Source organism: Pseudoalteromonas sp. S2755, assembly GCF_005886535.1.
Lineage (GTDB): Bacteria > Pseudomonadota > Gammaproteobacteria > Enterobacterales > Alteromonadaceae > Pseudoalteromonas.
Map to the genome: position 1 here is coordinate 29,934 of NZ_PNDS01000042.1, position 24,928 is coordinate 54,861.

Sequence of the window (24,928 nt, forward strand, 5' to 3'; positions counted from 1 at the left end):
TTACCTCAATGTGGCGATAATTTGCTGCGCTCGGTGGCGTGCCGTTCGATCCGTTTCCATAATAGATTCAACGGATTCTAATACGGTTAGCTCACTGTGCTCAAGCGTTAAGGCATTGACTCGATAGATATCACAAAACCCTATCTTACCCTCTAAAAATGCCGCAACGGCGATCTCATTTGCAGCATTCACTGTTGTTGTTGCGGCCTGACCACTACGACATGCATCAATTGCTAATTTGAGGTTGGGATAACGGCTAAAATCTGGTTTAGTAAAAGTGAAATCGACAATCTGAGAAAAATCTAATGGCTCGACGCCCGCGTCAATTCTTTCAGGATAGGCAAGCCCATACGCAATCGGCGTTCGCATGTCTGGTTGCCCCATTTGTGCCAGCACCGAGCCATCGCGATACTGCACCATAGAGTGGATCATACTTTGTGGGTGGATCACCACTTCAATATCGTCAGCTGAGCAGTTAAATAACCACTTAGCTTCAATAAATTCTAGCCCTTTATTCATCATGGTCGCAGAGTCAACAGAGATTTTTCTGCCCATAGACCAATTTGGATGCGCAACTGCTTCTTCGACCGTGACTGAAGCTAAAGTAGCCAATGAGCGCTGCAAGAAAGGTCCACCAGAACCGGTTAATAAAATCTTACTAACACCGCTGTGACTTAGATTTGAAGATTGTCCCGTTTGTATGGTCGTTGGTAGGCACTGATAAATGGCATTATGTTCACTGTCGATAGGGAGTAAAGTCGCACCATGCGCTTTTACTTTATCCATAAACAGCTGGCCACTCATTACTAACGACTCTTTGTTCGCCAGCAGCACTTTTTTACCCGCTTCGACTGCTGCTAAAGTCGGCAACAATCCAGCTGCACCAACAATTGCAGACATCACGATATCCACATCCACGTGACGAGCCATCTCAGCCATTGCTTCAACACCATGGAGTACTTCCGTAGTGGTGCCCGTCAAACGTTGAGAAAGTTGCTGAGCTGCCTGCTCAGAGCTCATAACCGCGTACTTGGGTCTATGACGTGAACAAAGCTCGGCCATTTTTTCCGCGTTTTGCCCTGCTACTAGGGCAAAAACACGATATTGATCTGTATTGCGGCTGACGACGTCTAGCGTTGATAGTCCAATGGAGCCTGTCGCTCCTAGTACCACCAAGTTTTGCTCGCTCATAGCACAACCGTCCAAGCGTAGCAAAAAGCAAAAATGGGTGCTGCAGCCGTTAAGCTATCAATGCGATCTAGGATACCACCATGCCCCGGTAAACAACGGCCTGAATCTTTGAGACCTACTTCGCGCTTAAACATACTTTCAAGCAAATCACCAACGGCGGAAAATAGCGCGATAATAATGGTCATTGCGGCGTAAATTGGCCACATATTGAGATCAATCGCGGCGAAGTGACAAAATACTAATACAAAGACAACTGCGGTTATTACACCACCAACTAAACCTTCAATCGTTTTATTAGGGCTCACTTTAGGCATGAGCTTATGCTTACCTAAATTCTTGCCAGCGAAGTAAGCGCCAATATCTGCGCTCCACACTATGCCCAATACCACCATAATTAGGACTGAGCCTATGTGTTCGCCATCTTCGTATCCGGCACTACGCATCACGTTTAACGCAAGCCACAGCGGTACCAGCGTCAGTACACCGGCGATGGAGCGCATCATGATCCCTTCGTTCCAAGCACGCGCTGCTCGTGGATATTTAACTACCAAGAAAGTAGCAACCAGCCACCACGCAAAAGCGAGCGTAAATACATAATTAGCATCAGCGACTAAGCGCCCTTGTTGCCATAAATCCTGTATTGGCCAATGAGTGTTAAGCAATAGAATTAACACCGCCATAACGCCAACGAAAGTAAAACGCTGACGCTTTTGACAAAGGCCAGCAAGTGCCGACCACTCCCATGCACCAAGCAAAACGATTAGTGCGGCAATCGTACTAAACATTGCCAGCGGTGTATAAAACACCAAAAGTAGAGCCAGAGGCGCAAGCACCGCTGACGTTAGAATACGTTGTTTTAACAAATTTGAACCCTTAACTTGTTGCGCCTTTCTCTGCGAGGAGCTGCTTTATTTGCTCTCCTGTGCATCCGAAGCGTCGCTCTCTAGACACGTAACAAGCAATGGCTTCAGAGAATGCTTGCTCGTCAAAATCAGGCCAAAGCGTGTCGGTAAAATAGAGTTCGGCATACGCAGCTTGCCATAGCAAGAAGTTACTGATGCGGAAGTCGCCTCCCGTTCTGATCAGCAAGTCGAGATTCGCTTGATCGGCCATCGTCATCTGCTCTGTCAAGGCATCTTCGGTTATATCACTTGGTTGCAATTCACCCGCTGCAACTTGTTTTGCGAGGTGCTGTGCTGCCTGTGTGATATCCCAACGTCCACCGTAATTTGCTGCAATGTTTAAGTTAAGCCCTGTATTGTCCTGGGTCAATGTTTGAGCTTCACGAACACGCTGTTGGAGGCTGTCGGGAAAACGAGAAAGATCGCCAATAATGGTTAGCTTTACGTTGTTCTTATGTAATTTTTTAACTTCTTTAGACAACACATAAATAAATAATTCCATTAATGTGCTGACTTCATCTTCTGGTCTACGCCAGTTTTCACTACTAAAGGCAAATAGCGTCAAAGACTCTATGCCTAACTTGGAACAGAATTGCACAGCACTGCGAACCGAATCTACGCCCTTCTTGTGTCCGAAGGCGCGTGGGCGCCTACGAGCTTGAGCCCAACGACCGTTGCCATCCATTATTATCGCAACATGTTTTGGCAATGATTGCTGCGAAATAACCTCTGCTTTTAAAACCATAATTCCAATTTAAGTGAAAAAAAACGCCGCCTAGTATACCCTAGGCGGCGCTTCAAACCTAATAAATTTGTCATTGTACCTAGCCAAAAAAACGCTAACTGCTCAGAAACAAAGCAGAATTTTCTGCAATACGTAAACAGTGCGTAAACATAAACGCTAGGATATAGACATTTAGATTTCCATCAACTCTGCTTCTTTCGCGCTTAGTTGTGTATCCATTTCCTTGATGAACTTATCAGTCAATTTTTGGATATCATCTTCAGCTTGACGCGCTTCGTCTTCAGAAATTTCTTTGTCTTTTAGTAGTGATTTAATATCACCGTTTGCGTCACGGCGAATGTTACGTACTGCAACACGACCACCTTCAACCTCACCACGTACGATCTTGATTAGATCTTTACGACGCTCTTCAGTTAGTGGAGGAAGTGGAACACGGATCACGGTACCTGCTGACATTGGGTTTAGACCTAAGTCAGAAGACATAATTGCCTTTTCTACCGCTTGTGCAAGCGACTTATCGAATACGCTGATAGCCAGTGTACGAGAGTCTTCCGTCGTTACGTTTGCTACTTGGTTTAGCGGTGTATCTGCACCGTAGTAAGAAACAGAAATACCATCTAGTAGCGCTGGGTGTGCACGACCTGTGCGGATTTTAGAAAGCTGGCTTCCAAGTGCAGCCACACTTTTTTTCATGCGCTCTTGAGCGTCTTTTTTAATATCTTCGATCACAATACTTTCCTAGTCTGTTCTTGTTATGCCAGATTATACTCGCAATTTAGAGATTCGCTACTTAACTGCGAGTTGCTGAAATAGTCGTCAGATTATTCTGCTGCTTGAGAAGAGATAAGGGTACCTTCCTCTTCACCCATGATGACATTTTTCAATGCACCTGGTTTATTCATGTTGAATACGCTAATTGGCATATTGTGGTCACGTGCCAGTGTAAATGCAGCTAAATCCATCACTTTTAATTCTTTATCTATCACTTCGTTATAAGTCAACGTACGGTATAGCGTGGCATCTGGGTTTTTCACCGGATCGTCACTAAATACCCCTTCGACCTTAGTGGCTTTAATCACAGTATCCGCTTCAATCTCGATACCGCGCAAACATGCTGCTGAGTCCGTAGTAAAGAATGGGTTGCCCGTACCTGCAGAGAAGATAACAACACGGCCTGATTTTAACAGGCTAATTGCTTCTGCCCAATTGTACGCATCACACACACCATTTAGCGGGATAGCAGACATCAAACGTGCATTTACAAAAGCACGGTGCAGCGCATCACGCATCGCAAGACCATTCATGACGGTCGCCAGCATTCCCATGTGGTCGCCCACAACTCGGTTCATGCCCGCTTCTGCAAGTGAACCACCACGTAAGAAGTTACCGCCACCGATAACCAAACCCACTTCTACGTCGAGCTCTACTAACTCTTTGATTTCTTGTGCCATACGATCCAATACTTTTGGATCGATACCAAAGCCTTCATCTCCCATTAAAGCTTCACCACTAAGCTTTAAAAGAACGCGTCTAAAAACAGGTTTTTTATTGATAGTCATAATATCCGGGCCAATTAAAAGTGAGGTAAAAAATAACCGCGCTTATGCTAGACATAAATGCGCGGTTATTTTAGAGAATTTTCAGCAATGACGCAAAGCTAATGTCAGCTTTTACGTCATTAGGCATCACAATAAGTGATTACTGGCCTTTTGCTGCAGCGATTTGTGCTGCAACTTCTGCTGCGAAATCTTCTTCTTTCTTCTCGATACCTTCACCTACCTCTAGGCGAACGAATGAAGAAACAGATGCATTCTTCTCTTTAAGGTAGTCACCCACTGATTTCTTAGGTTCCATGATGAAAGCTTGACCAGTAAGAGAGATCTCACCAGTGAACTTCTTCATACGACCAACAACCATTTTCTCAGCGATTTCAGCTGGCTTACCTTCGTTCATTGCGATTTCAACTTGAACCGCTTTTTCTTTTTCAACTACTTCAGCAGGTACGTCTTCTGGGTTTAGGTAGTCTGGCTTAGAAGCAGCAACGTGCATTGCAACGTGCTTAAGTGTTTCTTCGTCAGCATCACCAGCTACAACAACACCGATACGCTCGCCGTGACGGTAAGCAACTAGCTTGTCACCTTGAATGTAAGAAACACGACGGATGTTCATGTTCTCACCGATTTTAGCTACTAGTGCAACACGAGTCTCTTCAAACTTAGCTTGTAAGTCTTCGATAGTTAGTTGCTCAGCTACAGCTGCGTCAGCAATTTCGTTAGCAAATGCAAGGAAGCTTGCATCTTTTGCTACGAAGTCAGTTTGACAGTTAACTTCTACTAGTGCAGCAAAACCTTCGCCTTGCTTGATGATGATTGTACCTTCAGCAGCGATGTTGCCTGCTTTTTTAGCAGCTTTAGCAGCACCACTTTTACGCATGTTTTCGATTGCTTGATCGATATCACCGCCAGTTTCTGTCAGTGCTTTTTTACAATCCATCATACCAGCGCCAGTGCGGTCACGAAGTTCTTTTACTAGGGCAGCAGTTACAGCCATTAGAATATCCTCAAATCTGAATTCAGTTCTTGATAAAACCAACCTTAGGTTGGCTGAATATCAAATCAAGTACAGCTCGCCTCAATTTGATAAAAATCCGTTATCTTTCAAGGTCTGCTTGGCAAACAACGGGATAAGCAGTTAATCGCTTATAAAGAATATCAAGTCTTCATCAATAATTTGATGAAGACTTGATGACAGCTAATACCTAATCAGGTAATTACTCAGCTTCAACGAAGTCGTCGTTTTCTGCTTGAGCAACGATGTTGCTTTCACGACCTTCAGTGATAGCATTCGCTACTGCACCAGTGTATAGCTGGATTGCGCGGATAGCGTCGTCGTTACCTGGGATGATGAAATCAACACCATCTGGGTTAGAGTTAGTATCAACAACAGATACTACTGGGATACCTAGGTTGTTAGCTTCACGGATAGCGATGTGCTCGTGGTCAGCGTCGATAACGAAGATAGCGTCAGGAAGACCGCCCATATCTTTGATACCGCCAAGGCCTTTTTCAAGCTTTTGCATTTCACGAGTAAGCATTAACGCTTCTTTCTTAGTAAGCTTCTCGAAAGTACCGTCTTGGCTTTGAGTCTCAAGCTCTTTAAGACGCTTGATTGATTGACGAACTGTTTTCCAGTTAGTCAACATACCACCTAACCAACGGTGATTTACGTAGAACTGCTCACTTTGGATAGCCGCTTCTTTAACTGCTTCGCTTGCAGCGCGCTTAGTACCTACGAAAAGGATTTTGCCTTTGTTAGATGCTACGTTCTGTAAGAACTTAAGTGCATCGTTGAACATAGGAACAGTTTTTTCTAGGTTGATGATATGAACGCGGTTACGTGCACCGAAGATGAAAGGCTTCATCTTAGGGTTCCAGTAACGTGCTTGGTGACCGAAGTGAACACCAGCTTGAAGCATATCGCGCATTGAAACGTTTGCCATTGTATATTTCCTCTAAAAGTTAGGGTTAGGCCTCCACATATCCCATAGCACCAACACGAAGTTTTTATAACTGCATGCACCCAAGTGTATGTGTCGATATGTGTGTGTGTTAATATTAATAAGTGTGTTGTCTTAACTACAAACATTCATTCTCATTGTGTGAGGAAGAATTATTTGTAAAAAGACGGCGCGCTTTATACCATATATAAAGAATTAACTCAATCTTATGCGTAAAATTTGTGCATAATAAATGTTCATCTAAATTGACTTGGAGTCTAAATGAGTGCAGTGATCAAAACCCCTGAAGAAATCGAAAAAATGCGTGTTGCCGGGCGTTTAGCCGCGGAAGTACTGGAAATGATCGAGCCGTACGTTAAGCCAGGGGTGACCACCGACGAATTAAACACCATTTGTCACAACTACATTGTTGATGAGCAAGGCGCTGTTCCTGCACCGCTAAATTATCACGGCTTTCCGAAGTCTATTTGTACCTCAGTTAACCACGTTATTTGTCACGGAATCCCGAACGATAAACCGCTAAAAGAAGGCGACATTATCAATATCGACATCACTGTGATAAAAGACGGTTACCATGGGGATACGTCAAAAATGTTTTATGTTGGTACACCAACGATCCAAGGTAAGCGCTTAAGCGAAATCACGCAAGAAAGCCTATACCTTGCGATAAAAATGGTAAAACCGGGCGTGCGTTTGGGTGATATTGGCGCTGCAATTCAAAAGTATGCAGAAGGCTTTAACTACTCTATCGTGCGTGAATATTGTGGTCACGGTATCGGTAAAGAGTTCCATGAAGAGCCGCAGGTAATGCACTATGGCAAACCGGGTACTGGCGAAGTGCTCAAAGCTGGCATGTGTTTGACTATCGAGCCTATGGTTAACGCCGGTAAGCGCCAATGTAAGCTACTAAAAGACGATTGGACTGTTGTTACCAAAGACCGCAGTCTTTCAGCACAGTGGGAACACACGCTGCTTGTCACCGATAATGGCGTTGAGATCTTAACGCTACGTAGTGATGAAACAATAGACAGAATCATCGAACATTAAACACAATTATTTGAAAAGAATGCCAAGTAATACTAACTGAATTCGTTTGAAGCGAACAAACGTGATACTTGGCATCTTTCAAGCTAAGGTTTCATATTTCAGTAGCTACTTTGAGTTGATCTAAGTAGCTTTGAAACTGGTTTATATTCGGCCCCAAGCAGTACATTGCCAACCTGGACCTACACCAATGTAATCACAGCTCACAGATGGAACTCTTGAAGATCCGGTTCTTGATTGCCATGCAGCAACCGCATTTGCTGCGCCATTCGTTTCTGAATACCCGTATGCGGACACCCTCACGATTGTACCGCCTGTAGAAAGAAGCCTGCCAGTACACTGCCATGGCGCTCCCATTTGTAACCTACTACAGGTGATCGAAGCAGCTCGACCATTAGCCCAATTAAGCACAGCTTGCCGAGCCTCAAGTTCCGTAGAGCCATAAGCGCTGTATGTTGTCGATGCGCTGGCCAAAGATGAAATCAGCAACGTGCTTGCTATTGCTATTCCGGTACTTATGTTCATTTTTCCGTCTCCTTGATTAAAGTAGTGTTTAATAATTACTCACACCATAGGGAGAAGTAAACTGCCGAGACTTGAATAATATTCACCTTTTAGTACCTTGATAGTGCTCGCTAAATGTTCGAGTGATGCGATGTTCAACGGCGTCACTCGCAATTCTTATTTATTTAGTGTAAAACAGGATTCTACTGTTTTTGCGCGCATGACACAGGATCCTAAGTGGCATTACCGAACAAAGTGAAGACGCTTCTCGACGAAGCACAAGAACTTACCGATTACCGTGATTGTCTTGCTTTTTTCTACAAATGGCTAAGCAATCAATTTGCCAAGCAACCCGTTAGAAATCTAATTAACTCTCGAGCCGAATTTATCGACCGATTGTTGATTAAATTGTTTAATGAAACCGGACTGGCGCACCAACCAGACTTATCGTTAATCGCCATTGGTGGTTATGGTCGTGGTGAACTACACCCGTTCTCTGATATCGATTTTTTGGTGCTGACTAAATCCGTTCCCTGTGAAGAAGTGACCAGCTGTTTAGAGCGTTTTGTCACTTATTTATGGGATTTAGGTCTAGATATAGGTCACAGCGTAAGAACCCATGAACAAGTCCTAGAACAAAAACAAAATGACGTTCACTTTGCCACAAGTCTGCTAGAAAGCCGCCTAATTTGTGGTAACCACATTGAGTATGAACACCTCAAACGACATATCGTTGAAACCCCAATTTGGCAATCTAGTGACTTTTTTATCGCCAAGGTCAACGAGCAGAATATTCGCCATAAAAAATGCCACGGTACCGCCTATAACCTTGAGCCTAATATTAAAGAAAACCCCGGTGGCCTTCGCGATCTGCAAACCATTTTTTGGGTCGCTAAAAAGCACTTTCGCGCTGAAACTTTGGAAGAGTTGATCAATCACGGTTATTTGACCCATGAAGAATATCAAGAGCTGTTAGAGTGCATCGAAAACCTGTGGAACATTCGCTTTGCGCTACACCTGGCTGCTGGTCGCAGTGAGAACCGTTTACTGTTTGACCATCAACCACATGCCGCTGAGCTCCTCGGTTTTGGCTCTGAGGGTAAAGCCTCAGTCGAGCGCATGATGAAACGCTTATTTAGGATCATGAGCCGAGTGCGCGAAATGAACCAGATGCTACTTTCCTATTTCGAACAAAGCATTCTTCCCGAGCAGTTGGAACAAGAAGCCGTGCCACTCGACAGAAACTTTGAGCGTATTGGCAATAAAATTCGCGTTAAAAATCCTTCGGTCTTTTTTCGTCGAGAGAATTTGTTTGTCCTCTTTGAGCATATTGCGGACAACCCTAAAATCACTCACATTGACCCAAGTACCATCCGTACCATGCGCCAAGTAAGACGCCGTTTATTAGGTGATCTACAAGATTACGCAGGCTGTCGTGATGCTTTTTTAAGGTTATTGAAACACCCCAACGGCATGGGTCGAGCGTTTACGCTGATGCACAAACACGGGATCATCGCCGCCTATTTACCGCAGTGGCGTAATATTTTTGGCCAAATGCAGTTCGACCTATTTCACGCTTATACAGTGGATGAACATACCCATAAGCTCATCAATAACATCTACCGCTATTTCGATAAAGAGCATATTAGCGAGTTCCCTATTTGTTCTGAGATTGTTGCCCGCATGGATAAGCCAGAACTACTTTACTTAGCTGGGATCTTTCACGATATTGCCAAAGGTCGAGGTGGCGACCATTCCGAGCTTGGCGCAGTTGACGCCATGGCATTTACCAAAATGCACGGCTTTACGTCGTCGGATGCGAAGCTTGTCGCATGGCTGGTGCAAAATCACCTCCTGATGTCTGTTACAGCCCAGCGTAAAGATATTAACGACCCCGATGTTATTGCTGAATTTGCACAAAAAGTGAAAAACGAACGTCAGCTAGATTATCTCTATTGCTTAACGGTTGCCGACATTCGTGCCACCAACGACAACCTTTGGAACGACTGGAAAAATACCCTCTTACGCGAGCTGTATCTGCATACTCAGCGGGCATTGCGCTTGGGTCTTGAAAACCCAATGGATATGCGCGATCAGATCCGTGATAAGAAACGCCAAGCCAAGCAACGGCTGATTAATTTGGGCTACTTCGAAGAGTGCATTGACCTTATTTGGTCACGCTTTAAGGCTAACTATTTTACCGCTTTTAGTGAACAGCAGATCTCTTGGCATACTGAGCATCTATTAAAGTCTGATGACTTAAGTCAGCCAAGCGTGATCGTCTCTGACAAGCCTATGCATGGCGGGACGCAAGTATTCGTATACAGTCCTTATGAATCGGCACTATTCGCCAAACTAGTCAGCGTAATTGGTTCTAAAAAAGCACAGATCCAGCATGCTCAGGTCATGACCACAAAAGATGGTTATGTTGTCTTTAGTTTTGTTATCCTAGAAGTGAATGGCGATCCGCTCAGCACCAGTCGTGCAGCGGGGATCAGAAGAGGTTTAGAGACGCTCCTAAAAGATCCTAAAAAGAAAATCAGAGTAAAAAAGAATCGCTCACAGAAGTTTAAAGATTTTAATATTAGGCCAAAAATTATCTTACGCCCTCATGCTAGAGCAAACCGTAGCCTTATTGAAATTCAGGCCATTGATATTCCGGGGTTGCTGACTAAAATTGCTGAGGTATTTCAGGCCTATTCACTACATATTCATGCCGCGCGCATTACAACCGTCGGCGAACGCGCAGAAGACTTTTTCGTCGTCTCAAACAAAGATTACAAGGCACTAGATGAAGTCCAAAAAGCCGAGCTTCACCGTGCCCTACTCAAGAAATTAAATGCTGAAACAGATTAACGAGGAATTTATGTCTGATTTAAAAACGACTATTGAAACCGCATGGGAAAATCGCGATACCATCACCCCAACCACGGTATCAGACGAAGTAAAACAAGCGATTGTCAACGCGTTAGAAATGCTAGATTCAGGTGCGGCGCGTGTTGCGGAAAAAATTAGCGGTGAGTGGGTTGTACATCAATGGTTGAAAAAGGCGGTGCTGCTGTCTTTTAGAATTCGTGACAACCAACCAATGAGCGATGGCGTTAACCAGTTTTATGACAAAGTACCATTAAAATTCTCAGACTACACACCAGAGCAATTCCAACAAGGTGGTATGCGCGTGGTACCAAACGCGGTAGCACGTCAGGGCAGCTTTGTCGGTAAGAACGTGGTACTTATGCCGTCTTACGTTAATATCGGTGCATATGTTGATGAAGGTACTATGGTAGACACTTGGGCAACCGTAGGCTCGTGTGCACAGATCGGTAAAAACGTACACCTATCTGGGGGGGTGGGCATTGGTGGCGTATTAGAGCCGTTACAAGCCAATCCAACGATTATTGAAGATAACTGTTTCATCGGCGCGCGTTCTGAAATTGTCGAAGGTGTGATTGTTGAAGAAGGTGCGGTCATCTCCATGGGTGTCTATATTTCACAAAGCACTCGTATTTATGACCGTGAAACTGGTGAAATCCATTATGGTCGTGTGCCAGCCGGTGCTGTGGTAGTGCCAGGTTCACTCCCAAGTAAAGATGGATCTCATAGCCTGTATGCAGCAATTATTGTGAAAAAAGTAGATCAGCAAACTCGCGAAAAAGTTGGGATCAATGCACTACTTCGCTCACTAGACGACTAATTGTCACGACGGTTTCGAAAAGGGAGCTTTCTGCTCCCTTTTTCATGTATTACCAGCGGTAGTCCAATGACACTAGAATGTTTCTTGGTCTTCCTGGAAAGTACCTTTCACCACTAAATGAAGTGTAATCGGCACGCTCAGCGTAGCGCTCGTCGGTTAGGTTTTTCACTCTCATCGTCAACGCCAAATGCGGATTTACCTGCCACTTTCCTCGTAAGCTCAGTACATCGTGACCAGAATAACGATGAAGATTTTCGGGGTCAGTAAAATACTCTCCTACATGATGCCAAGCTAAAGACCAACTGAGGTTATCTAGTGCTTGCCAGTGTAATTGGGCGTTAAAGACGTTCCTTGGTGCTGAATCTAGATCGTTGCCATTAATATTGATACCACTAAGAATATTATCTTGTTCATAGGTATGCTTAGCATGGGTTGCGGCGAGATCTAGTTGCCAATGTGCTGAGAATGAATAACTCAGCTCCAACTCCACACCTCGGTGCCTTGAGCGACCATCGTTGATATAGAAAAAGTCACTATCTCGGAAGATTAAGTTTTCTTTTTTCATATCATAAATCGCGATCTGATAACCAAGACTATCTGCTCTCCCCTTTAGTCCAAGCTCGATATTATCCGCCTTTTCCTCCTCTAGCGAGGCTTTTAACTGCTCTCGCTGCAATTGGTAAAGCTCAGCAGTTTGTGGCGCACGATAACCTTGAGACACGTTAGCATAGGCAATATGTCGCTCAGTGAACGCATAGCTTAGGCCAAATTTTGGTGAAAAATAAGCAAAGCTATCTTTGCCACTGGCTGGGCGACTATAACGGCATCCTCCCATTGCACACACCGAACCATCTTCTTTGGTACGCCCAGTAGGCAAAAAGTTGCGATAATCGTATTTCATTGACTCAAAACGACCGCCCAGTTCGACTAACCAGTTACCTTGTCGCCAACTGAGATTTGCAAAAGGCGCGAGTTGTATCGCATCTACTTCATAGTCGTAATGCTTTCCTGTGGGAATAGTTGAACGCAAAAATGCAGAGCCTTCAGTCGGCGTAGGCTGATACTGCAACATCTCGCCTTGGGTATACTCCGTATCCATTCCCCAATCTAGTTGTATTGAGTCACTGAATTCAGTGTGTATAAGCGTTTGCAGCCCCACACCAGTTTGACCATCTTCTTCAAACGGCTTACCCGGCAAGAAATGCTTAACAAATTCCATCTCTTGCCAGCGAACATAAGGTTTTATCAGCACGGTGTTGCTATCGTCAAAGTACCCGGTTATTTCTATCCAAGCTCTAAATGACTCCGCCTTTCTAAATGCTTCAGGGTTTTCGTTTTGCTTCGCCAATTGCTTATTTTTATAACTATCCACTCCTGTTACATAACCCGCAGTGTGCTGATCTAGGTGGGTGTATGTCATTCCAGATACGACATCAATCTTCTCACCTTCATATTGGTGTTTGACGCTCAACTTTTGTTGCTCAACGCTTTCATCGTCACGATAACCCGTATCTTTTGTAAGGGTTAACGCGGCGCCCAAGCCAAGGGCTTTATCGCCAGCTTGTATCCGAGTTCGACTATAACCATAGGAGCCGATATCTAGTGCAACCCTAGGTGCTTTTTGAATATTATTTGAAGTGATCACATTAACTACTCCGTGCACCGCATTAGAGCCATACAACACGCTATTTGGCCCTTTTAGCACTTCAATACGCTCTGCAGCTTCATAGTGCGATTCAAATAGTTCATTGATATTACAAAAACCTGCGGCTCTGAGTGCAATACCATCTTCAGCCATAAAAATGCCGCCACATGCGCCTGCACCAGATAGCACTTGTGAGCGCAATGCAGGTAGATACTCTTGACCATTACCATGTTGTATATTTGCACCAGCAACAAGCCTCAACGCTTTTTCGATATGCGTGACGCCTATGTCATCTAACTGAGCTTCTGTGAGCAAAGAGAGGCTTACAGGGCGCTCTCCTACCGTCTCAGCTAACCTGGATGCCGTAGTAGTGATGATTTCAAATTCGTTGTTCTCTGTCGCTTCGCTAAGTTGCGGTACAAGGGCACAACCTACAAAGACCAACACCATTTTTTTCATTTTGATACCAATTGTATTAACCTGATTACAAGGCAAAAAGAAAGGGCTACACAGCCCTTTCGTTCTCTTTACCACTAAGCGTTATGCCTGTCTTGCCTCTAACATCAAACGCTTCATATCTCGTACCGCCTTTTCAAGTCCATCAATTGCCGCTCGAGCAACAATAGCATGACCAATGTTAAGTTCGTAGATTTCTGGCATTTGTGCAATCGGTTTAACATTATGATAATGCAAACCATGGCCTGCATTGACAATAAGACCTAAGCCATGAGCATACTTAACGCCTTCACGAATGCGTTCAAGTTCAGCGCTCATTTCGGTGTCGCTCTCAGCATCCGCATAAGCACCAGTGTGGATCTCAATGTAAGGCGCACCGGTTTGCTTTGCAGCATCTAGCTGCTTTTTATCCGCATCGATGAACAAGCTTACTTTGATACCTGCATCAGCTAGACGCTGAGTTGCCGCTGTGATCCTATCTAGATTACCCGCAACGTCTAAGCCACCTTCCGTCGTTAACTCTTCGCGTTTTTCTGGCACTAGGCAAACATATTCTGGTTTTACTTCGCAAGCGATGTCGAGCATTTCATCAGTTACTGCGATTTCTAGATTCATACGTGTTTGGATGGTTTTTGCCATCACGTAAACATCGCGATCTTGAATGTGGCGACGGTCTTCACGCAAGTGAATCGTAATGCCATCAGCACCTGCGTGCTCAGCTACTGCTGCTGCATGTGCAGGATCTGGATAGCTAGTGCCACGCGCCTGACGAAGCGTTGCAATATGGTCTACGTTGACGCCGAGTAAAATATCTTTCATCGTTTATCCCTTGATAATATGACGTAGCAAGTGGATTACCCACTTATTACTGCGATACCGATTTATAATTTTGATTAAATTGATATTATTTCTTCGAAATAAATAGTTCTCTGCTTTTCAGCCCTTGCTTACCAACTAGCGGTGCCATTAACCTACGTGTTAATTGTTTAGCCGCCCTTCTCACGGCAAGGTCTTGGAAATCTTGATTGGCAATAGCCAACAACATGCTGCCCGGTATCGTATCAGGTTCACGACCGACTGCAATAAAACCATACTCAGATATATACTTATACGCGGTTTTTGGCTTCACTGGATTACCTTCTGCGTCAAACTCCAGTTCTACACCAAACCCAAGTTCACCCAATAATTGCAACTCAAAGCTGCGTAAGATAGGCTCGACATCTTCATCTTGGGCCAAACGCATTAAATGTAACTGATAGAGCGCAAAGATCTGCTCTAGCGGTTCGTTAGTTGGTACTACGCGTTGCGTCAGCTCATTGAGATACAAGCCACAATATAACTGCCGCCCAACGAGTTGGACTTGGTTGTCCGTGGGCTCAAAACGATTTACGTATTTAAAGTCGTATCTGCCTGCATATTGCAGTAAAAGTAATGAAAATGGCCGCAACTGGGCATTATGTTTGAGGGATTGCTTGCCCTTTACTCGGGCAAGCATTTTGAGTTGTCCAACGCCTTCGACCAGTACGTCAAGCAGTACCTGAGAATCGCTGTAAGGTCTGCGATGTAACAGATAGGCTCGTCGAAAGTCGCTATCCAATCAGTCCTCTCCGTACCCTAAGCTACGAAGAGCACGTTCGTCGTCTGCCCAACCAGATTTCACTTTAACCCAGCATTCGAGATAGACTTTGTTGTCTAGCATGTTTTCAAGATCTTTACGCGCTTCGCGGCCGATCACTTTAAGCTTTTCGCCTCTGTTGCCTATCACCATGCGTTTTTGCGATTCGCGCTCAACAAGGATCAACGCGTTTATCTGCCAAACACCGTTGTCTTGCCACTTAAACTGTTCGATCTCTACCGTCACCGAGTACGGTAGTTCATCGCCCATAAAGCGCATCAGTTTTTCACGCACGATCTCTGCCGCCATAAAACGCATTGAGCGATCGGTAACGTAATCTTCAGGGAAATAGAATTCACACGCAGGTAAACGCTTGTGCACTTCTTCTCTGATCATATCAACGTTCTTACCTTGCTTCGCAGAGATAGGTACGATCCCGATAAAATCCCCCTGTTCACTCAACCACTGAATATGTGGCATCAACAAGTCTTTATCTTTCACCTGATCGGTTTTATTCATCACCACCAAGATAGGACGACCGCTGTCTTTAACTTTAGCCAGTACCATTTCGTCATCAGGCGTCCAATGTGTCCCTTCTACAACGAAAATAACCAATTCAACGTCGCCGATTGAGCTTGAAGCTGCTCGGTTCATTAACCGGTTAATCGCACGCTTTTCTTCAATATGAAGTCCTGGCGTATCAACGTACACCGCTTGATAGTTACCCTCTGTATGGATCCCCATGATGCGGTGACGAGTAGTTTGTGGTTTACGCGAGGTAATACTTACCTTTTGCTCAACCAATTTATTTAATAGTGTCGATTTCCCTACGTTAGGTCTACCGACAATGGCAATCATGCCGCAATGTGTATCAAGCGTCATTCTTTAATATCTTAAGCGCTTTTTCGGCAGCTTTTTGCTCAGCTTTACGTCGCGAGCTGCCTACTGAAATTATACTTTCCATCCCTTCCACTATACATTCGACCGTGAATGTTTGGTTGTGAGCTTGCCCTTTGGTATCTATTACAGTGTAGCCCGGTAAAGGTAATTTTCGAGCTTGTAGATACTCCTGCAGCAGCGTCTTCGGGTCTTTTTGATTATGACCAGGTGAAATCGCAGTTAAGCGTGATTCGTACCAACTTAGTACCAAATCTCTGCACACGTCGATGTCAGAGTCTAAGAACACCGCACCAATTATGGCTTCTACTGCATCTGCGAGCGTTGACTCACGGCGAAAACCGCCGCTCTTTAGCTCACCTGGACCTAGGCGCAGATAATCACCCAGCGCGAATTCCACACCGAATTCCGCCAGCGTTTGACCACGCACTAACGTTGAGCGCATGCGGCTTAAATCACCTTCACGCGCTTTTGGAAACTTGTGATACAAAGCATTTGCAATCACAAAGCTTAAAATAGAGTCGCCCAAAAATTCGAGACGCTCGTTGTGCTGGCCTTTGTGACTGCGATGCGTCAAAGCCTGCTCAAGCAGCGCCTTATCAGAGAAGTTGTACCCTATTTTATTATAAAGTTCTTCTACGTTTCTTTTCATTTTTACTGAATACTACCTAGGCGTTCAAAACGAACACCAGTTGGAACCCACCCTGGCAAAATGCTGTCTGGGCCATTATCAAAATCAAAACTTAACCAAATAAATACCGCTCTTCCAACCAAATTTTCATCAGGTACAAAACCCCACATACGGCTATCTTGGCTGTTATTACGGTTATCACCCATCGCAAAATAACTTCCCTCTGGTACTACCCACTCATCGCGGCGAGTACCTGGTTGTTGATAGTAGCGATCTGTTAACTCTAACACTTCAGGATTAATTAAAATATCATGTTCTACATTTGGCAAATGCTCTGTTAGACGTACTAACTGCATTGGGCCTTGCGTAAACTCATCACGATTTACAATATCTACATCAATCTTGTTATATTCGCCACATGTCAACCCGTTTGCTTCACTCTGCCCGTCTTCACACTTAGGTTTAATGTAAAGCTGACGATTGCGATAAACAATATGGTCGCCCGGTAAACCAACAATACGTTTGATGAAATCAATACGCTCGTCTAGCGGAAACTTGAACACCGCAATATCACCGCGTTCTGGAGTGCCCGTTTCGACGATTTTGCTGCGCCACACAGGGTCTTTAATCCCGTAAGCATATTTTTCCACTAGAATAAAATCGCCATCCAATAAGGTTGGCATCATTGAGCCTGATGGAATTTGAAACGGTTCAAAAATAAACGAACGGAAAATCGTGATTGCGGCAATCATAGGAAAAATTGATTTCGCGTTTTCAACAATGGCAGGTTCAGGTGCTATTTCCGCAATGATGTCAGCATCTAACTGAGTGTCAGACGCACCTTGCGCAATAGCAAGCCTAGCTTGTCTTTTCGGTGCATACACCAAATGATCGATCAACCAAATAAGGCCAGAACCGACCGTGAGTAGCACCAATAAAATTGAAAAATAACCTGCCATTTGTATTTCCTGTTACTTACCTACTTTCAATATTGCTAAGAATGCGTCTTGTGGCACTTCAACGTTACCAAGTTGCTTCATACGCTTCTTACCTTCTTTTTGCTTTTGCAGTAGCTTTTTCTTACGGCTCACGTCACCACCATAACATTTTGCGATTACGTTTTTACGTAACTGCTTAACTGTACTACGCGCAATAACGTGATTACCAATTGCAGCTTGAATAGCAATATCAAACATTTGGCGAGGGATCAATTCTCGCAGCGCTTCAGCTAACTGACGGCCACGGGTTTGTGAACCATCGCGGTGAACAATTATTGCAAGCGCATCAACGCGATCGCCATTGATCAGAATATCAACACGCACCATGTCTGATGCTTCAAAACGCTTGAAGTTGTAGTCAAGTGATGCAAAACCTCGGCTGGTCGACTTCAGCTTATCAAAGAAATCCATCACTACTTCTGACATTGGCAATTCATAGGTTAACGCTACTTGCTTTCCGTGATAGGTCATCTTGGTTTGCACACCACGTTTTTCAACACACAGCGTAATAACGTTACCTAAATATTCTTGAGGAACGAGAATATTTGCTTCAACAATTGGTTCGCGAATTTCAATAATGTCGTTTACTGGAGGTAAATCCGATGGATTATCGATTTTCACCACACCGTGCTTAGTTTCTACTTCATAGATTACCGTTGGTGCCGTGGTAATAAGATCCATATCATATTCACGTTCAAGGCGTTCTTGAATGATCTCCATATGAAGCATACCAAGGAAGCCACAACGGAAACCAAAACCCAGTGCCGTCGAGTTTTCAGGCTCGAAGAATAATGATGCATCGTTTAGGCTTAATTTGTTTAGTGCATCGCGGAAGTTTTCATAATCATCAGATGAAATTGGGAACATTCCCGCATATACCTGAGGCTTTACCTTCTGGAAACCTGGCAAACGGTCTGTTGCGGAATCGCGAGCCATAGTAATGGTATCACCAACAGGTGCGCCATGAATATCTTTGATACCTGCGATAACAAAACCTACTTCACCCGTTTTCAACACTCCGGTATTGGTCTGCTTTGGTGTAAAGATACCAACCTTGTCTACTTGGTGAGCTTGCTCTGTAGACATAATCTTGATCTTCTCGCCCGCTCTCAATTCACCGTTTTTAATACGCACCAATGACACTACGCCTTGGTACGGGTCAAACCATGAATCGATAATCAGTGCTTGTAGTGGCGCATTTGGCTCACCTTCTGGCGGTGGAATATCACGTACGATCACTTCGAGCACTTCATCAATGCCGATCCCTGTTTTCGCACTACAACGCACCGCTTCTAATGCTTCAATACCGACGATATCTTCAATTTCTTCTGCTACGCGAAGCGGATCGGCCTGTGGTAAGTCAATTTTGTTCAAAACTGGAATAACTTCCAAGTCCATCTCAAGTGCGGTGTAACAGTTCGCTAGCGTTTGTGCTTCAACACCTTGACCTGCGTCAACTACTAATAGCGCACCTTCACAAGCGGCTAAAGAGCGCGAAACTTCATAAGTGAAGTCAACGTGTCCTGGAGTGTCGATAAAGTTTAGCTGGTAGGTTTCACCATCTTTTGCTTGATAGTTAAGCGTTACACTCTGTGCTTTGATGGTAATACCGCGCTCACGTTCGATGTCCATCGAATCCAGTACCTGCTGCTGCATTTCGCGGTCTGTTAAACCTCCACAAACTTGGATTAAGCGGTCTGATAGCGTCGATTTTCCATGGTCAATGTGGGCAATAATAGAAAAGTTACGGATATGCTTCATATACTGGATTCAATACTTCTGTTAGTCACAAATAGAGATTAAGGGCTCGATTTTACATTTTATTTAGTACAATCACCATCTATTTGCGTTATTGGTAGGCTAATTGGGTAAATTTTTATCACTTTTACCTGATGTTTGAGCTTATCCCCTTGAACTCTGGCGAAAAATAAACCTAATGCAGCACTCATAAATGCGAAGAGGATCTGTAAAGGTTCATTAAGACCCAGCACGAGGGCCGCGATAAACATGCCTGCAAAAGCAAAAAGTAATGGCATCATGTAAACATAAAACGCATGTTTCACCACATTAGAGTCGTCTAATGCCAACTTAATTTTTTGACCAATTTCGACAGGTTCCGTCAAATCTACAGGGAATTGTTTTTTGTGGGTGCCAAAGAGTTTGGCGAATACTTGGGAGCCGCATTTGCCGTTACAGCCTTCACAAGCGGGTTTTGGCTGTGCTTCTAAGTAGACAGTTGCGCCTTTTTTGGCGGCAACTGTCAGAGTTTGTTCTATCATAAAGGTCTTTTCACAGACTCAGCGATTGCTTTTGCGGTCATTGCTGGAATATTTCCAACTACAGATACATCAAATGCACCTGTGTTGTGTACGTACACTGTTGTCGCACCTGACGAGAGCGCGCCACTTGGGCGCTGACCCGGTAAAGGACGTTGTACAAATACCGAAATATCAACAAGGCCGTCGGAAAACAAGTAGTAGTCTGCCAGCTCATTGTTTAAATCTAACTTATGTCTGTCGGATTTTAGCAGCTCAAAGCCTTGAGGTAACCAACCAATTTGCCAGTTGTTTTTTGTGCCGTTCTCAAGGGTCTTTAATAACCCTGAAACAGCTTCAGGAAACTGCTTTTGTGACAGTTCTAACAATTGCTCAGCTGGGGCTTCTGTCACGCTGATATGGGTAAGCTGAAGCTGTTCTAGTAACTCGCCTTGTTGGTTTACGTAAGCGGATTTTAGCAACAGAGATGACTCTGTATCGATCCACAACCAATAATTGTATTTAGCGTCGTCCTTTGCTTCTAATCTGACAAGCTGAGCAGGTCGGTCAACGATCCGACCTTTACCCCCTAAGACAAAATCATAGCTTTCTTTGAGGCTGTCGATATTTTTGAATAAAACTTCGGGAATAGGACCTGCTATCGAATCTGTTTGGATGGTGTAAGGCTCAGACTTTGGTTCAAAATAAGTTACTTTGTCACCAATGCGGATCATTTCAAGTCCAGCACCATTGAGCAAACTTAAAAGCTCAAATTCAGTCCCATTTTGGTTACCATGAAGCCAACGGTACGGCTCCATAGATTTTCCTTTCACCACGACAAACGATGCATCAAAGTTTCTATGATGCACCGCTTCTGCCATGTCTTTTAGCAGTTGTTTGGCTGATACGCTTTCATTTGCCCACAGCCAACTAGAGAAAAATACACTTACTACAACTAACAGTGCTCTCATTTATTGCTCTTTTTCCTCTTGCTTTTCAGCGCTGTTGCTTTCACCAGATTGCTGCAGCGCGTACGCCATACGAGACTGTCTTTGATGCTCTAGCACCAACGCACCAATACGCTGCTGCTGTAACTCTCTAATACCTTTAGCCGCTGATTCAAGCGCAGGCTCAGTTGATAAGCTCACAGGAGAAACACCTCCGGCAAAAGGAGTTGATTGCAACTGTAACGTCTCACCTGCAGGCAAAGTCGCATCAGTGCTTAGCGTATTAACCCCAAGCACAGCAAACAATGACACACTTGCCGCGATAGCCACTTGTGCAAACGGCTTACGCCATGCACTTAGCTCAATCACATTGCTCTTCGGCGTCGTTTCTTTCACTTGCTCAACAGCCGGCTCACTATACGTTTGCTCTTGTTCAAGTGCCGCTGCAAAGCTGCTGGTGATATCAATGCAAGGTGTGTCTTGCTTTTGACTACGCATTACATCACCAATCAAGGCATACCGAGCAAACTTTTGTTCGTCCAAACGAACATCAGTTTCAGCGTTGAGTGACAGATCACCGTCAAAAATTTGCGATGTCGTTAAATCTTCTGTCACTTGTTTTTCAGCTTGTGCCATATTAAGACTCACCTATTAATGGGTTCAAATTGTTATCTATCGCTTCCCTTGCGCGAAAAATTCTCGAACGAACTGTACCTACCGGACAATCCATAATGACAGCTATCTCCTCGTAGCTCATGCCCTCGATTTCACGCAAAGTAATTGCGGTTTTTAAGTCATCAGGCAAACGCTCGATAGTTTTGAAGATAACTGCTTTCACTTCGTCGCTTAACAATAGATTTTCCGGTGAAGCGTTCGATCTTAATTGGTCTGCACCATCATAAAACTCAGCTTCTTCCGCATCTACGTCGTTTGCTGGCGGCTTTCGACCAAGCGCCACCAAGTAATTTTTTGAACAGTTAACCGCTATTCTATACAACCAAGTATAAAATGCGCTCTCGCCCCTAAAGTTAGGCAACGCTCGGTAAGCTTTAATGAACGTTTCCTGTGCCACATCTGCCACATCGCCTTGATTCGCTACATAACGAGAAATCAGCGCTGCGACTTTATTTTGATACTTGGCAACTAACAGGTTGAATGCGTTTTTATCTCCCTGTTGAACGCGTTTAACTATATCTAGATCTAAATCCTGCTCGCTCATTCGAGCCGGTACTCCTCTTTTTGCTTTTCTAAATCGTATCTAGTTGCCATCATTCACAGCTACTCTGACTTAGTACTGAATAAAAAGTTCTGTTTTTTTGTATTTTTTTTTAAAATAAACGAATTCATCCATCTTTGCGTACTAGTTCTTGGCTGCTTTTTAGCATTATTCCATTAGCAGTCACACAAAATGTTCTAAATGATTCTCATTAAACGGAACAAACTCTCTGCCTTCTATGATAGCAGATGTGGTATAAATAGCAGAATTAAACGCAAAAACAGTAAAGATCTTCGAATATGAAAAATACGACTCACCACAATACTGATGTAGTCATTATTGGCAGTGGCGCTGCAGGGCTCTCTCTTGCGCTCTCTTTGGCAAACCACTGTAAGGTTACTGTAATAAGCAAAGGAGCATTAAAAGAGGGTTCCACGCTTTATGCTCAAGGTGGCATTGCCGCAGTATTCGATAAGAAAAATGACAGTATTGAATCTCATGTCGAAGACACGCTTGCAGCAGGCGCTGGTTTATGTGACCGCGATGCGGTGCACTATACTGCCTCAAATGCAAAAAATTGCTTGAAGTGGCTGATTGAGCAAGGCGTACCATTTGATATGGAAGTAGATAGCAAAGGCAAAGAGCGCTTTCATTTAACGCGTGAAGGTGGGCATTCACATCGCCGTATATTGCACGCAGCTGATGCAACGGGTAAAGCCGTTCAAACCACATTAATTAGCCAAGTACAGTTACACCCAAAAATTAATATTCTTGAGCAATACAACGCTATCGATCTCATTAAAGACAAACATGGTGACTCAAGCGATATTAAAGGTGTTTATGTATACAACCGCAAAGCGGATAGAGTTGAGAGCATCTCAGCTAAGTTTGTCGCTTTAGCAACGGGTGGCGCCAGTAAAGTTTACTTATATACCTCAAATCCAGATGTTTCTTCGGGTGATGGCATCGCAATGGCGTGGCGTGCAGGTTGCCGTGTGGCCAACATGGAGTTTAATCAATTTCACCCGACCAGCCTATACCACCCTGAGCTACAAAACTTTTTAATAACCGAAGCCATGCGCGGTGAAGGCGCTCTGCTAAAACGTCCTGACGGCACACGCTTTATGCCTGACTTCGATGAGCGCGAAGAACTCGCCCCTCGCGATGTGGTCGCCCGTGCCATTGATTATGAGATGAAACGATTAGGTGCAAATTGCGTCTATCTGGATATCTCTCATAAAGATAAAGAATTTATCATTGAACACTTCCCGACGATTTATGCTAAGTGCTTAAGTGTTGGTTTAGATATCACTAAAGAGCCAATCCCTGTAGTGCCAGCAGCCCATTATACTTGCGGTGGTGTTATGACTGATTTTAACGGTCGTACTGACATCGACAATCTATATGCAATCGGCGAAGTGGCTTACACAGGTCTACACGGCGCAAACCGCATGGCGAGTAACTCATTATTAGAATGCATTGTGTTTGCCCACGCAGCCGCAAAAGATATTTTAGCTAAAATTGATAAACGCCCTGAGCCATCTAAGTTACCAGATTGGGACGAAAGCCGTGTCAGCAACTCGGATGAAGAAGTTGTGATCACCCACAACTGGCATGAACTTAGGTTATTTATGTGGGATTATGTTGGCATTGTTCGCTCAACTAAACGGTTAGAACGTGCGCTACGCCGTGTTGAGTTATTGCAGCAAGAGATCCACGATTATTATGCCAACTTTAGAGTGAGTAACAACCTGCTTGAATTACGTAACTTAGTACAAGTAGCTGAACTTATTATTCGAAGCGCGTTAGAACGTAAAGAAAGTCGCGGGCTTCACTACACCATTGACTTCCCAGACATGGCTGAAAACCCCACTCCTACCATATTGTCACCGACAAAATAATAATATGTGAATGTGGAGCATGAGCTGAATTTTAGCGCTATGCTCTCTTCACTCTTTCTTATTGGTTAGAAGCGCAGTGCGACAAAGTAAACGCCAGTCCGCTTCTGGTATTGCCTGTCGAGTCAAAAATATCTGCTGCTTAGCTTGGTTAACATCCATGATTTTTAGTGCTATTTGACTGTCAAACCATATGGTCGCACCAATAAGCTGCCCTTTGAAATTTATCGTTTGCGACTGTATTTCAACAAAGTTTTCCTTCGGGAGCATGAGTACAATACCCGCCTTTGGTGTACGAGACAGAACAGTTTGCCAACTGAAATAACCCGTAACAGCAAACACGATGGCGACTAACCACCACAGTGTTGGAAACAGCAGAAATAGGATAAAAGCGAGGCAAGAAAAAAGAACCACAAAGAAGGTGTGGTTCTGAAGATTGTGTTGAAAGTCGATTCTATACGCGGATCCGATCAAGGATTAACTTAACCATACGTTTTAGCTCTGGATCAGGACATTCTTCATGACCCATAAACCAAGCGAATAAATCTGGATCCTCACAGGTAACTAGACGCTGAAACACGTACTTACCTTCGTCAGAAAGCGCGTCATAAGCCTGCTCAACAAATGGCCCCAAAATAACGTCCAGCTCTAACATGCCACGACGGCAAGCCCATTTAACTCGAGCTTTAGGCAGTAACTCAACCATAAACTGATTAACCCCTCATAAACTATTGAGAAAATTATACCCACTGCGCAGGACATATGCCATAAAA

At 44.2% G+C, this 24,928-nt stretch carries 25 protein-coding genes; 4 read left to right on the top strand and 21 right to left on the bottom strand.

Annotated features, from left to right (window positions below; all coding sequences use genetic code 11):
* The 7 genes from ispC to rpsB form a co-directional block, all read right to left on the bottom strand.
* Window positions 1–1,191: a 1-deoxy-D-xylulose-5-phosphate reductoisomerase gene (gene ispC, locus CWC03_RS08360; protein WP_138581377.1), complete on the bottom strand. Its 1,191-nt coding sequence runs from the start codon at window positions 1,189–1,191 to the stop codon at window positions 1–3.
* Window positions 1,188–2,054 carry a phosphatidate cytidylyltransferase gene (locus CWC03_RS08365; protein ID WP_017216091.1) on the bottom strand — a complete coding sequence of 289 codons (867 nt, stop codon included), beginning with the start codon at window positions 2,052–2,054 and terminating at the stop codon, window positions 1,188–1,190. The genes ispC and CWC03_RS08365 overlap by 4 nt, the downstream gene beginning before the upstream one ends.
* A 10-nt stretch (window positions 2,055–2,064) precedes the next feature.
* On the bottom strand, window positions 2,065–2,838 hold the full coding sequence (gene uppS, locus CWC03_RS08370) for an undecaprenyl pyrophosphate synthase (protein WP_138581379.1): 774 nt from the start codon (window positions 2,836–2,838) through the stop codon (window positions 2,065–2,067).
* Between the two features lie 171 nt (window positions 2,839–3,009).
* Complete coding sequence (gene frr / locus CWC03_RS08375) at window positions 3,010–3,567, bottom strand: ribosome recycling factor (RefSeq protein WP_010371327.1); 558 nt, start codon at window positions 3,565–3,567, stop codon at window positions 3,010–3,012.
* A 92-nt stretch (window positions 3,568–3,659) separates the two neighbouring features.
* Window positions 3,660–4,397: a UMP kinase gene (gene pyrH, locus CWC03_RS08380; protein ID WP_010371324.1), complete on the bottom strand. Its 738-nt coding sequence runs from the start codon at window positions 4,395–4,397 to the stop codon at window positions 3,660–3,662.
* 139 nt (window positions 4,398–4,536) lie between these two features.
* Window positions 4,537–5,388 (bottom strand): translation elongation factor Ts, encoded by an 852-nt coding sequence (gene tsf / locus CWC03_RS08385; RefSeq protein ID WP_102057110.1) that lies wholly within the window; start codon window positions 5,386–5,388, stop codon window positions 4,537–4,539.
* A gap of 220 nt (window positions 5,389–5,608) precedes the next feature.
* Window positions 5,609–6,337, bottom strand: a complete 729-nt coding sequence (gene rpsB / locus CWC03_RS08390) for a 30S ribosomal protein S2 (RefSeq protein ID WP_138581381.1) — start codon at window positions 6,335–6,337, stop codon at window positions 5,609–5,611.
* Between the two features lie 279 nt (window positions 6,338–6,616).
* On the opposite strand from rpsB, the gene map reads away from it, so the two are divergent.
* A complete protein-coding gene (gene map, locus CWC03_RS08395) occupies window positions 6,617–7,402 on the top strand; it encodes a type I methionyl aminopeptidase (protein ID WP_138581383.1) in 786 nt (261 codons plus the stop codon).
* Between the two features lie 141 nt (window positions 7,403–7,543).
* Here the strand turns inward: map and CWC03_RS08400 are convergent, their stop codons facing one another.
* Window positions 7,544–7,924, bottom strand: a complete 381-nt coding sequence (locus tag CWC03_RS08400; RefSeq protein WP_138581385.1) for a hypothetical protein — start codon at window positions 7,922–7,924, stop codon at window positions 7,544–7,546.
* A gap of 216 nt (window positions 7,925–8,140) precedes the next feature.
* Here CWC03_RS08400 and glnD point away from each other — a divergent pair, with 216 nt between their 5' ends.
* Window positions 8,141–10,759 carry a [protein-PII] uridylyltransferase gene (gene glnD / locus CWC03_RS08405; RefSeq protein ID WP_138581387.1) on the top strand — a complete coding sequence of 873 codons (2,619 nt, stop codon included), beginning with the start codon at window positions 8,141–8,143 and terminating at the stop codon, window positions 10,757–10,759.
* A 10-nt stretch (window positions 10,760–10,769) separates the two neighbouring features.
* A complete protein-coding gene (gene dapD / locus CWC03_RS08410) occupies window positions 10,770–11,597 on the top strand; it encodes a 2,3,4,5-tetrahydropyridine-2,6-dicarboxylate N-succinyltransferase (RefSeq protein ID WP_010606766.1) in 828 nt (275 codons plus the stop codon).
* Window positions 11,598–11,646: 49 nt separating this feature from the next.
* Here dapD and CWC03_RS08415 read toward each other — a convergent pair whose 3' ends face one another.
* The 11 genes from CWC03_RS08415 to rpoE all read right to left on the bottom strand — a co-directional run bounded on the left by CWC03_RS08415 (window position 11,647) and on the right by rpoE (window position 22,260).
* A complete protein-coding gene (locus tag CWC03_RS08415) occupies window positions 11,647–13,701 on the bottom strand; it encodes a TonB-dependent receptor (protein ID WP_138581388.1) in 2,055 nt (684 codons plus the stop codon).
* Between the two features lie 81 nt (window positions 13,702–13,782).
* Window positions 13,783–14,517: a pyridoxine 5'-phosphate synthase gene (pdxJ, locus tag CWC03_RS08420; RefSeq protein WP_138523147.1), complete on the bottom strand. Its 735-nt coding sequence runs from the start codon at window positions 14,515–14,517 to the stop codon at window positions 13,783–13,785.
* A gap of 85 nt (window positions 14,518–14,602) precedes the next feature.
* A complete protein-coding gene (recO, locus tag CWC03_RS08425) occupies window positions 14,603–15,295 on the bottom strand; it encodes a DNA repair protein RecO (RefSeq protein ID WP_138581390.1) in 693 nt (230 codons plus the stop codon).
* Window positions 15,296–16,195 (bottom strand): GTPase Era, encoded by a 900-nt coding sequence (gene era, locus CWC03_RS08430; protein ID WP_128726446.1) that lies wholly within the window; start codon window positions 16,193–16,195, stop codon window positions 15,296–15,298.
* On the bottom strand, window positions 16,185–16,862 hold the full coding sequence (gene rnc / locus CWC03_RS08435) for a ribonuclease III (protein ID WP_010371291.1): 678 nt from the start codon (window positions 16,860–16,862) through the stop codon (window positions 16,185–16,187). The genes era and rnc overlap by 11 nt, the downstream gene beginning before the upstream one ends.
* 2 nt (window positions 16,863–16,864) lie before the next feature.
* Window positions 16,865–17,800: a signal peptidase I gene (gene lepB, locus CWC03_RS08440; protein ID WP_010371286.1), complete on the bottom strand. Its 936-nt coding sequence runs from the start codon at window positions 17,798–17,800 to the stop codon at window positions 16,865–16,867.
* Window positions 17,801–17,812: 12 nt separating this feature from the next.
* Entirely contained in the window at window positions 17,813–19,600 is a 1,788-nt protein-coding gene (gene lepA, locus CWC03_RS08445; RefSeq protein ID WP_128726445.1) for a translation elongation factor 4, read from the bottom strand.
* Between the two features lie 59 nt (window positions 19,601–19,659).
* The gene (locus tag CWC03_RS08450; protein WP_138581392.1) at window positions 19,660–20,118 is read right to left on the bottom strand and encodes a SoxR reducing system RseC family protein; all 459 of its coding nucleotides are present in this window, start codon (window positions 20,116–20,118) and stop codon (window positions 19,660–19,662) included.
* Entirely contained in the window at window positions 20,115–21,065 is a 951-nt protein-coding gene (locus tag CWC03_RS08455; protein WP_138581394.1) for a MucB/RseB C-terminal domain-containing protein, read from the bottom strand. The genes CWC03_RS08450 and CWC03_RS08455 overlap by 4 nt, the downstream gene beginning before the upstream one ends.
* Window positions 21,066–21,677, bottom strand: a complete 612-nt coding sequence (locus tag CWC03_RS08460) for a sigma-E factor negative regulatory protein (protein WP_138581396.1) — start codon at window positions 21,675–21,677, stop codon at window positions 21,066–21,068.
* 1 nt (window position 21,678) lies between these two features.
* Entirely contained in the window at window positions 21,679–22,260 is a 582-nt protein-coding gene (gene rpoE, locus CWC03_RS08465; protein ID WP_010371267.1) for an RNA polymerase sigma factor RpoE, read from the bottom strand.
* Between the two features lie 296 nt (window positions 22,261–22,556).
* On the opposite strand from rpoE, the gene nadB reads away from it, so the two are divergent.
* Window positions 22,557–24,158, top strand: a complete 1,602-nt coding sequence (gene nadB, locus CWC03_RS08470) for an L-aspartate oxidase (RefSeq protein ID WP_138581398.1) — start codon at window positions 22,557–22,559, stop codon at window positions 24,156–24,158.
* Between the two features lie 48 nt (window positions 24,159–24,206).
* On the opposite strand, the gene CWC03_RS08475 is transcribed toward nadB, so the two are convergent.
* Together CWC03_RS08475 and CWC03_RS08480 are read right to left on the bottom strand one after the other, a co-directional pair.
* Window positions 24,207–24,569 carry a protein YgfX gene (locus tag CWC03_RS08475; RefSeq protein WP_349304208.1) on the bottom strand — a complete coding sequence of 121 codons (363 nt, stop codon included), beginning with the start codon at window positions 24,567–24,569 and terminating at the stop codon, window positions 24,207–24,209.
* 40 nt (window positions 24,570–24,609) lie between these two features.
* Window positions 24,610–24,861: an FAD assembly factor SdhE gene (locus CWC03_RS08480; RefSeq protein WP_128726439.1), complete on the bottom strand. Its 252-nt coding sequence runs from the start codon at window positions 24,859–24,861 to the stop codon at window positions 24,610–24,612.
* Window positions 24,862–24,928 lie beyond the last annotated feature (67 nt).

Coding starts and splice junctions, on each gene's coding strand:
- ispC (WP_138581377.1), bottom strand. CDS start 1,191: ATGAGCGAGCAAAACTTGGTGGTACTAGGAGCGACAGGCTCCATTGGA.
- uppS (WP_138581379.1), bottom strand. CDS start 2,838: ATGGTTTTAAAAGCAGAGGTTATTTCGCAGCAATCATTGCCAAAACAT.
- pyrH (WP_010371324.1), bottom strand. CDS start 4,397: ATGACTATCAATAAAAAACCTGTTTTTAGACGCGTTCTTTTAAAGCTT.
- tsf (WP_102057110.1), bottom strand. CDS start 5,388: ATGGCTGTAACTGCTGCCCTAGTAAAAGAACTTCGTGACCGCACTGGC.
- rpsB (WP_138581381.1), bottom strand. CDS start 6,337: ATGGCAAACGTTTCAATGCGCGATATGCTTCAAGCTGGTGTTCACTTC.
- map (WP_138581383.1), top strand. CDS start 6,617: ATGAGTGCAGTGATCAAAACCCCTGAAGAAATCGAAAAAATGCGTGTT.
- CWC03_RS08400 (WP_138581385.1), bottom strand. CDS start 7,924: ATGAACATAAGTACCGGAATAGCAATAGCAAGCACGTTGCTGATTTCA.
- dapD (WP_010606766.1), top strand. CDS start 10,770: ATGTCTGATTTAAAAACGACTATTGAAACCGCATGGGAAAATCGCGAT.
- CWC03_RS08415 (WP_138581388.1), bottom strand. CDS start 13,701: ATGAAAAAAATGGTGTTGGTCTTTGTAGGTTGTGCCCTTGTACCGCAA.
- pdxJ (WP_138523147.1), bottom strand. CDS start 14,517: ATGAAAGATATTTTACTCGGCGTCAACGTAGACCATATTGCAACGCTT.
- era (WP_128726446.1), bottom strand. CDS start 16,195: ATGACGCTTGATACACATTGCGGCATGATTGCCATTGTCGGTAGACCT.
- rnc (WP_010371291.1), bottom strand. CDS start 16,862: ATGAAAAGAAACGTAGAAGAACTTTATAATAAAATAGGGTACAACTTC.
- lepB (WP_010371286.1), bottom strand. CDS start 17,800: ATGGCAGGTTATTTTTCAATTTTATTGGTGCTACTCACGGTCGGTTCT.
- lepA (WP_128726445.1), bottom strand. CDS start 19,600: ATGAAGCATATCCGTAACTTTTCTATTATTGCCCACATTGACCATGGA.
- CWC03_RS08450 (WP_138581392.1), bottom strand. CDS start 20,118: ATGATAGAACAAACTCTGACAGTTGCCGCCAAAAAAGGCGCAACTGTC.
- CWC03_RS08455 (WP_138581394.1), bottom strand. CDS start 21,065: ATGAGAGCACTGTTAGTTGTAGTAAGTGTATTTTTCTCTAGTTGGCTG.
- CWC03_RS08460 (WP_138581396.1), bottom strand. CDS start 21,677: ATGGCACAAGCTGAAAAACAAGTGACAGAAGATTTAACGACATCGCAA.
- rpoE (WP_010371267.1), bottom strand. CDS start 22,260: ATGAGCGAGCAGGATTTAGATCTAGATATAGTTAAACGCGTTCAACAG.
- nadB (WP_138581398.1), top strand. CDS start 22,557: ATGAAAAATACGACTCACCACAATACTGATGTAGTCATTATTGGCAGT.
- CWC03_RS08480 (WP_128726439.1), bottom strand. CDS start 24,861: ATGGTTGAGTTACTGCCTAAAGCTCGAGTTAAATGGGCTTGCCGTCGT.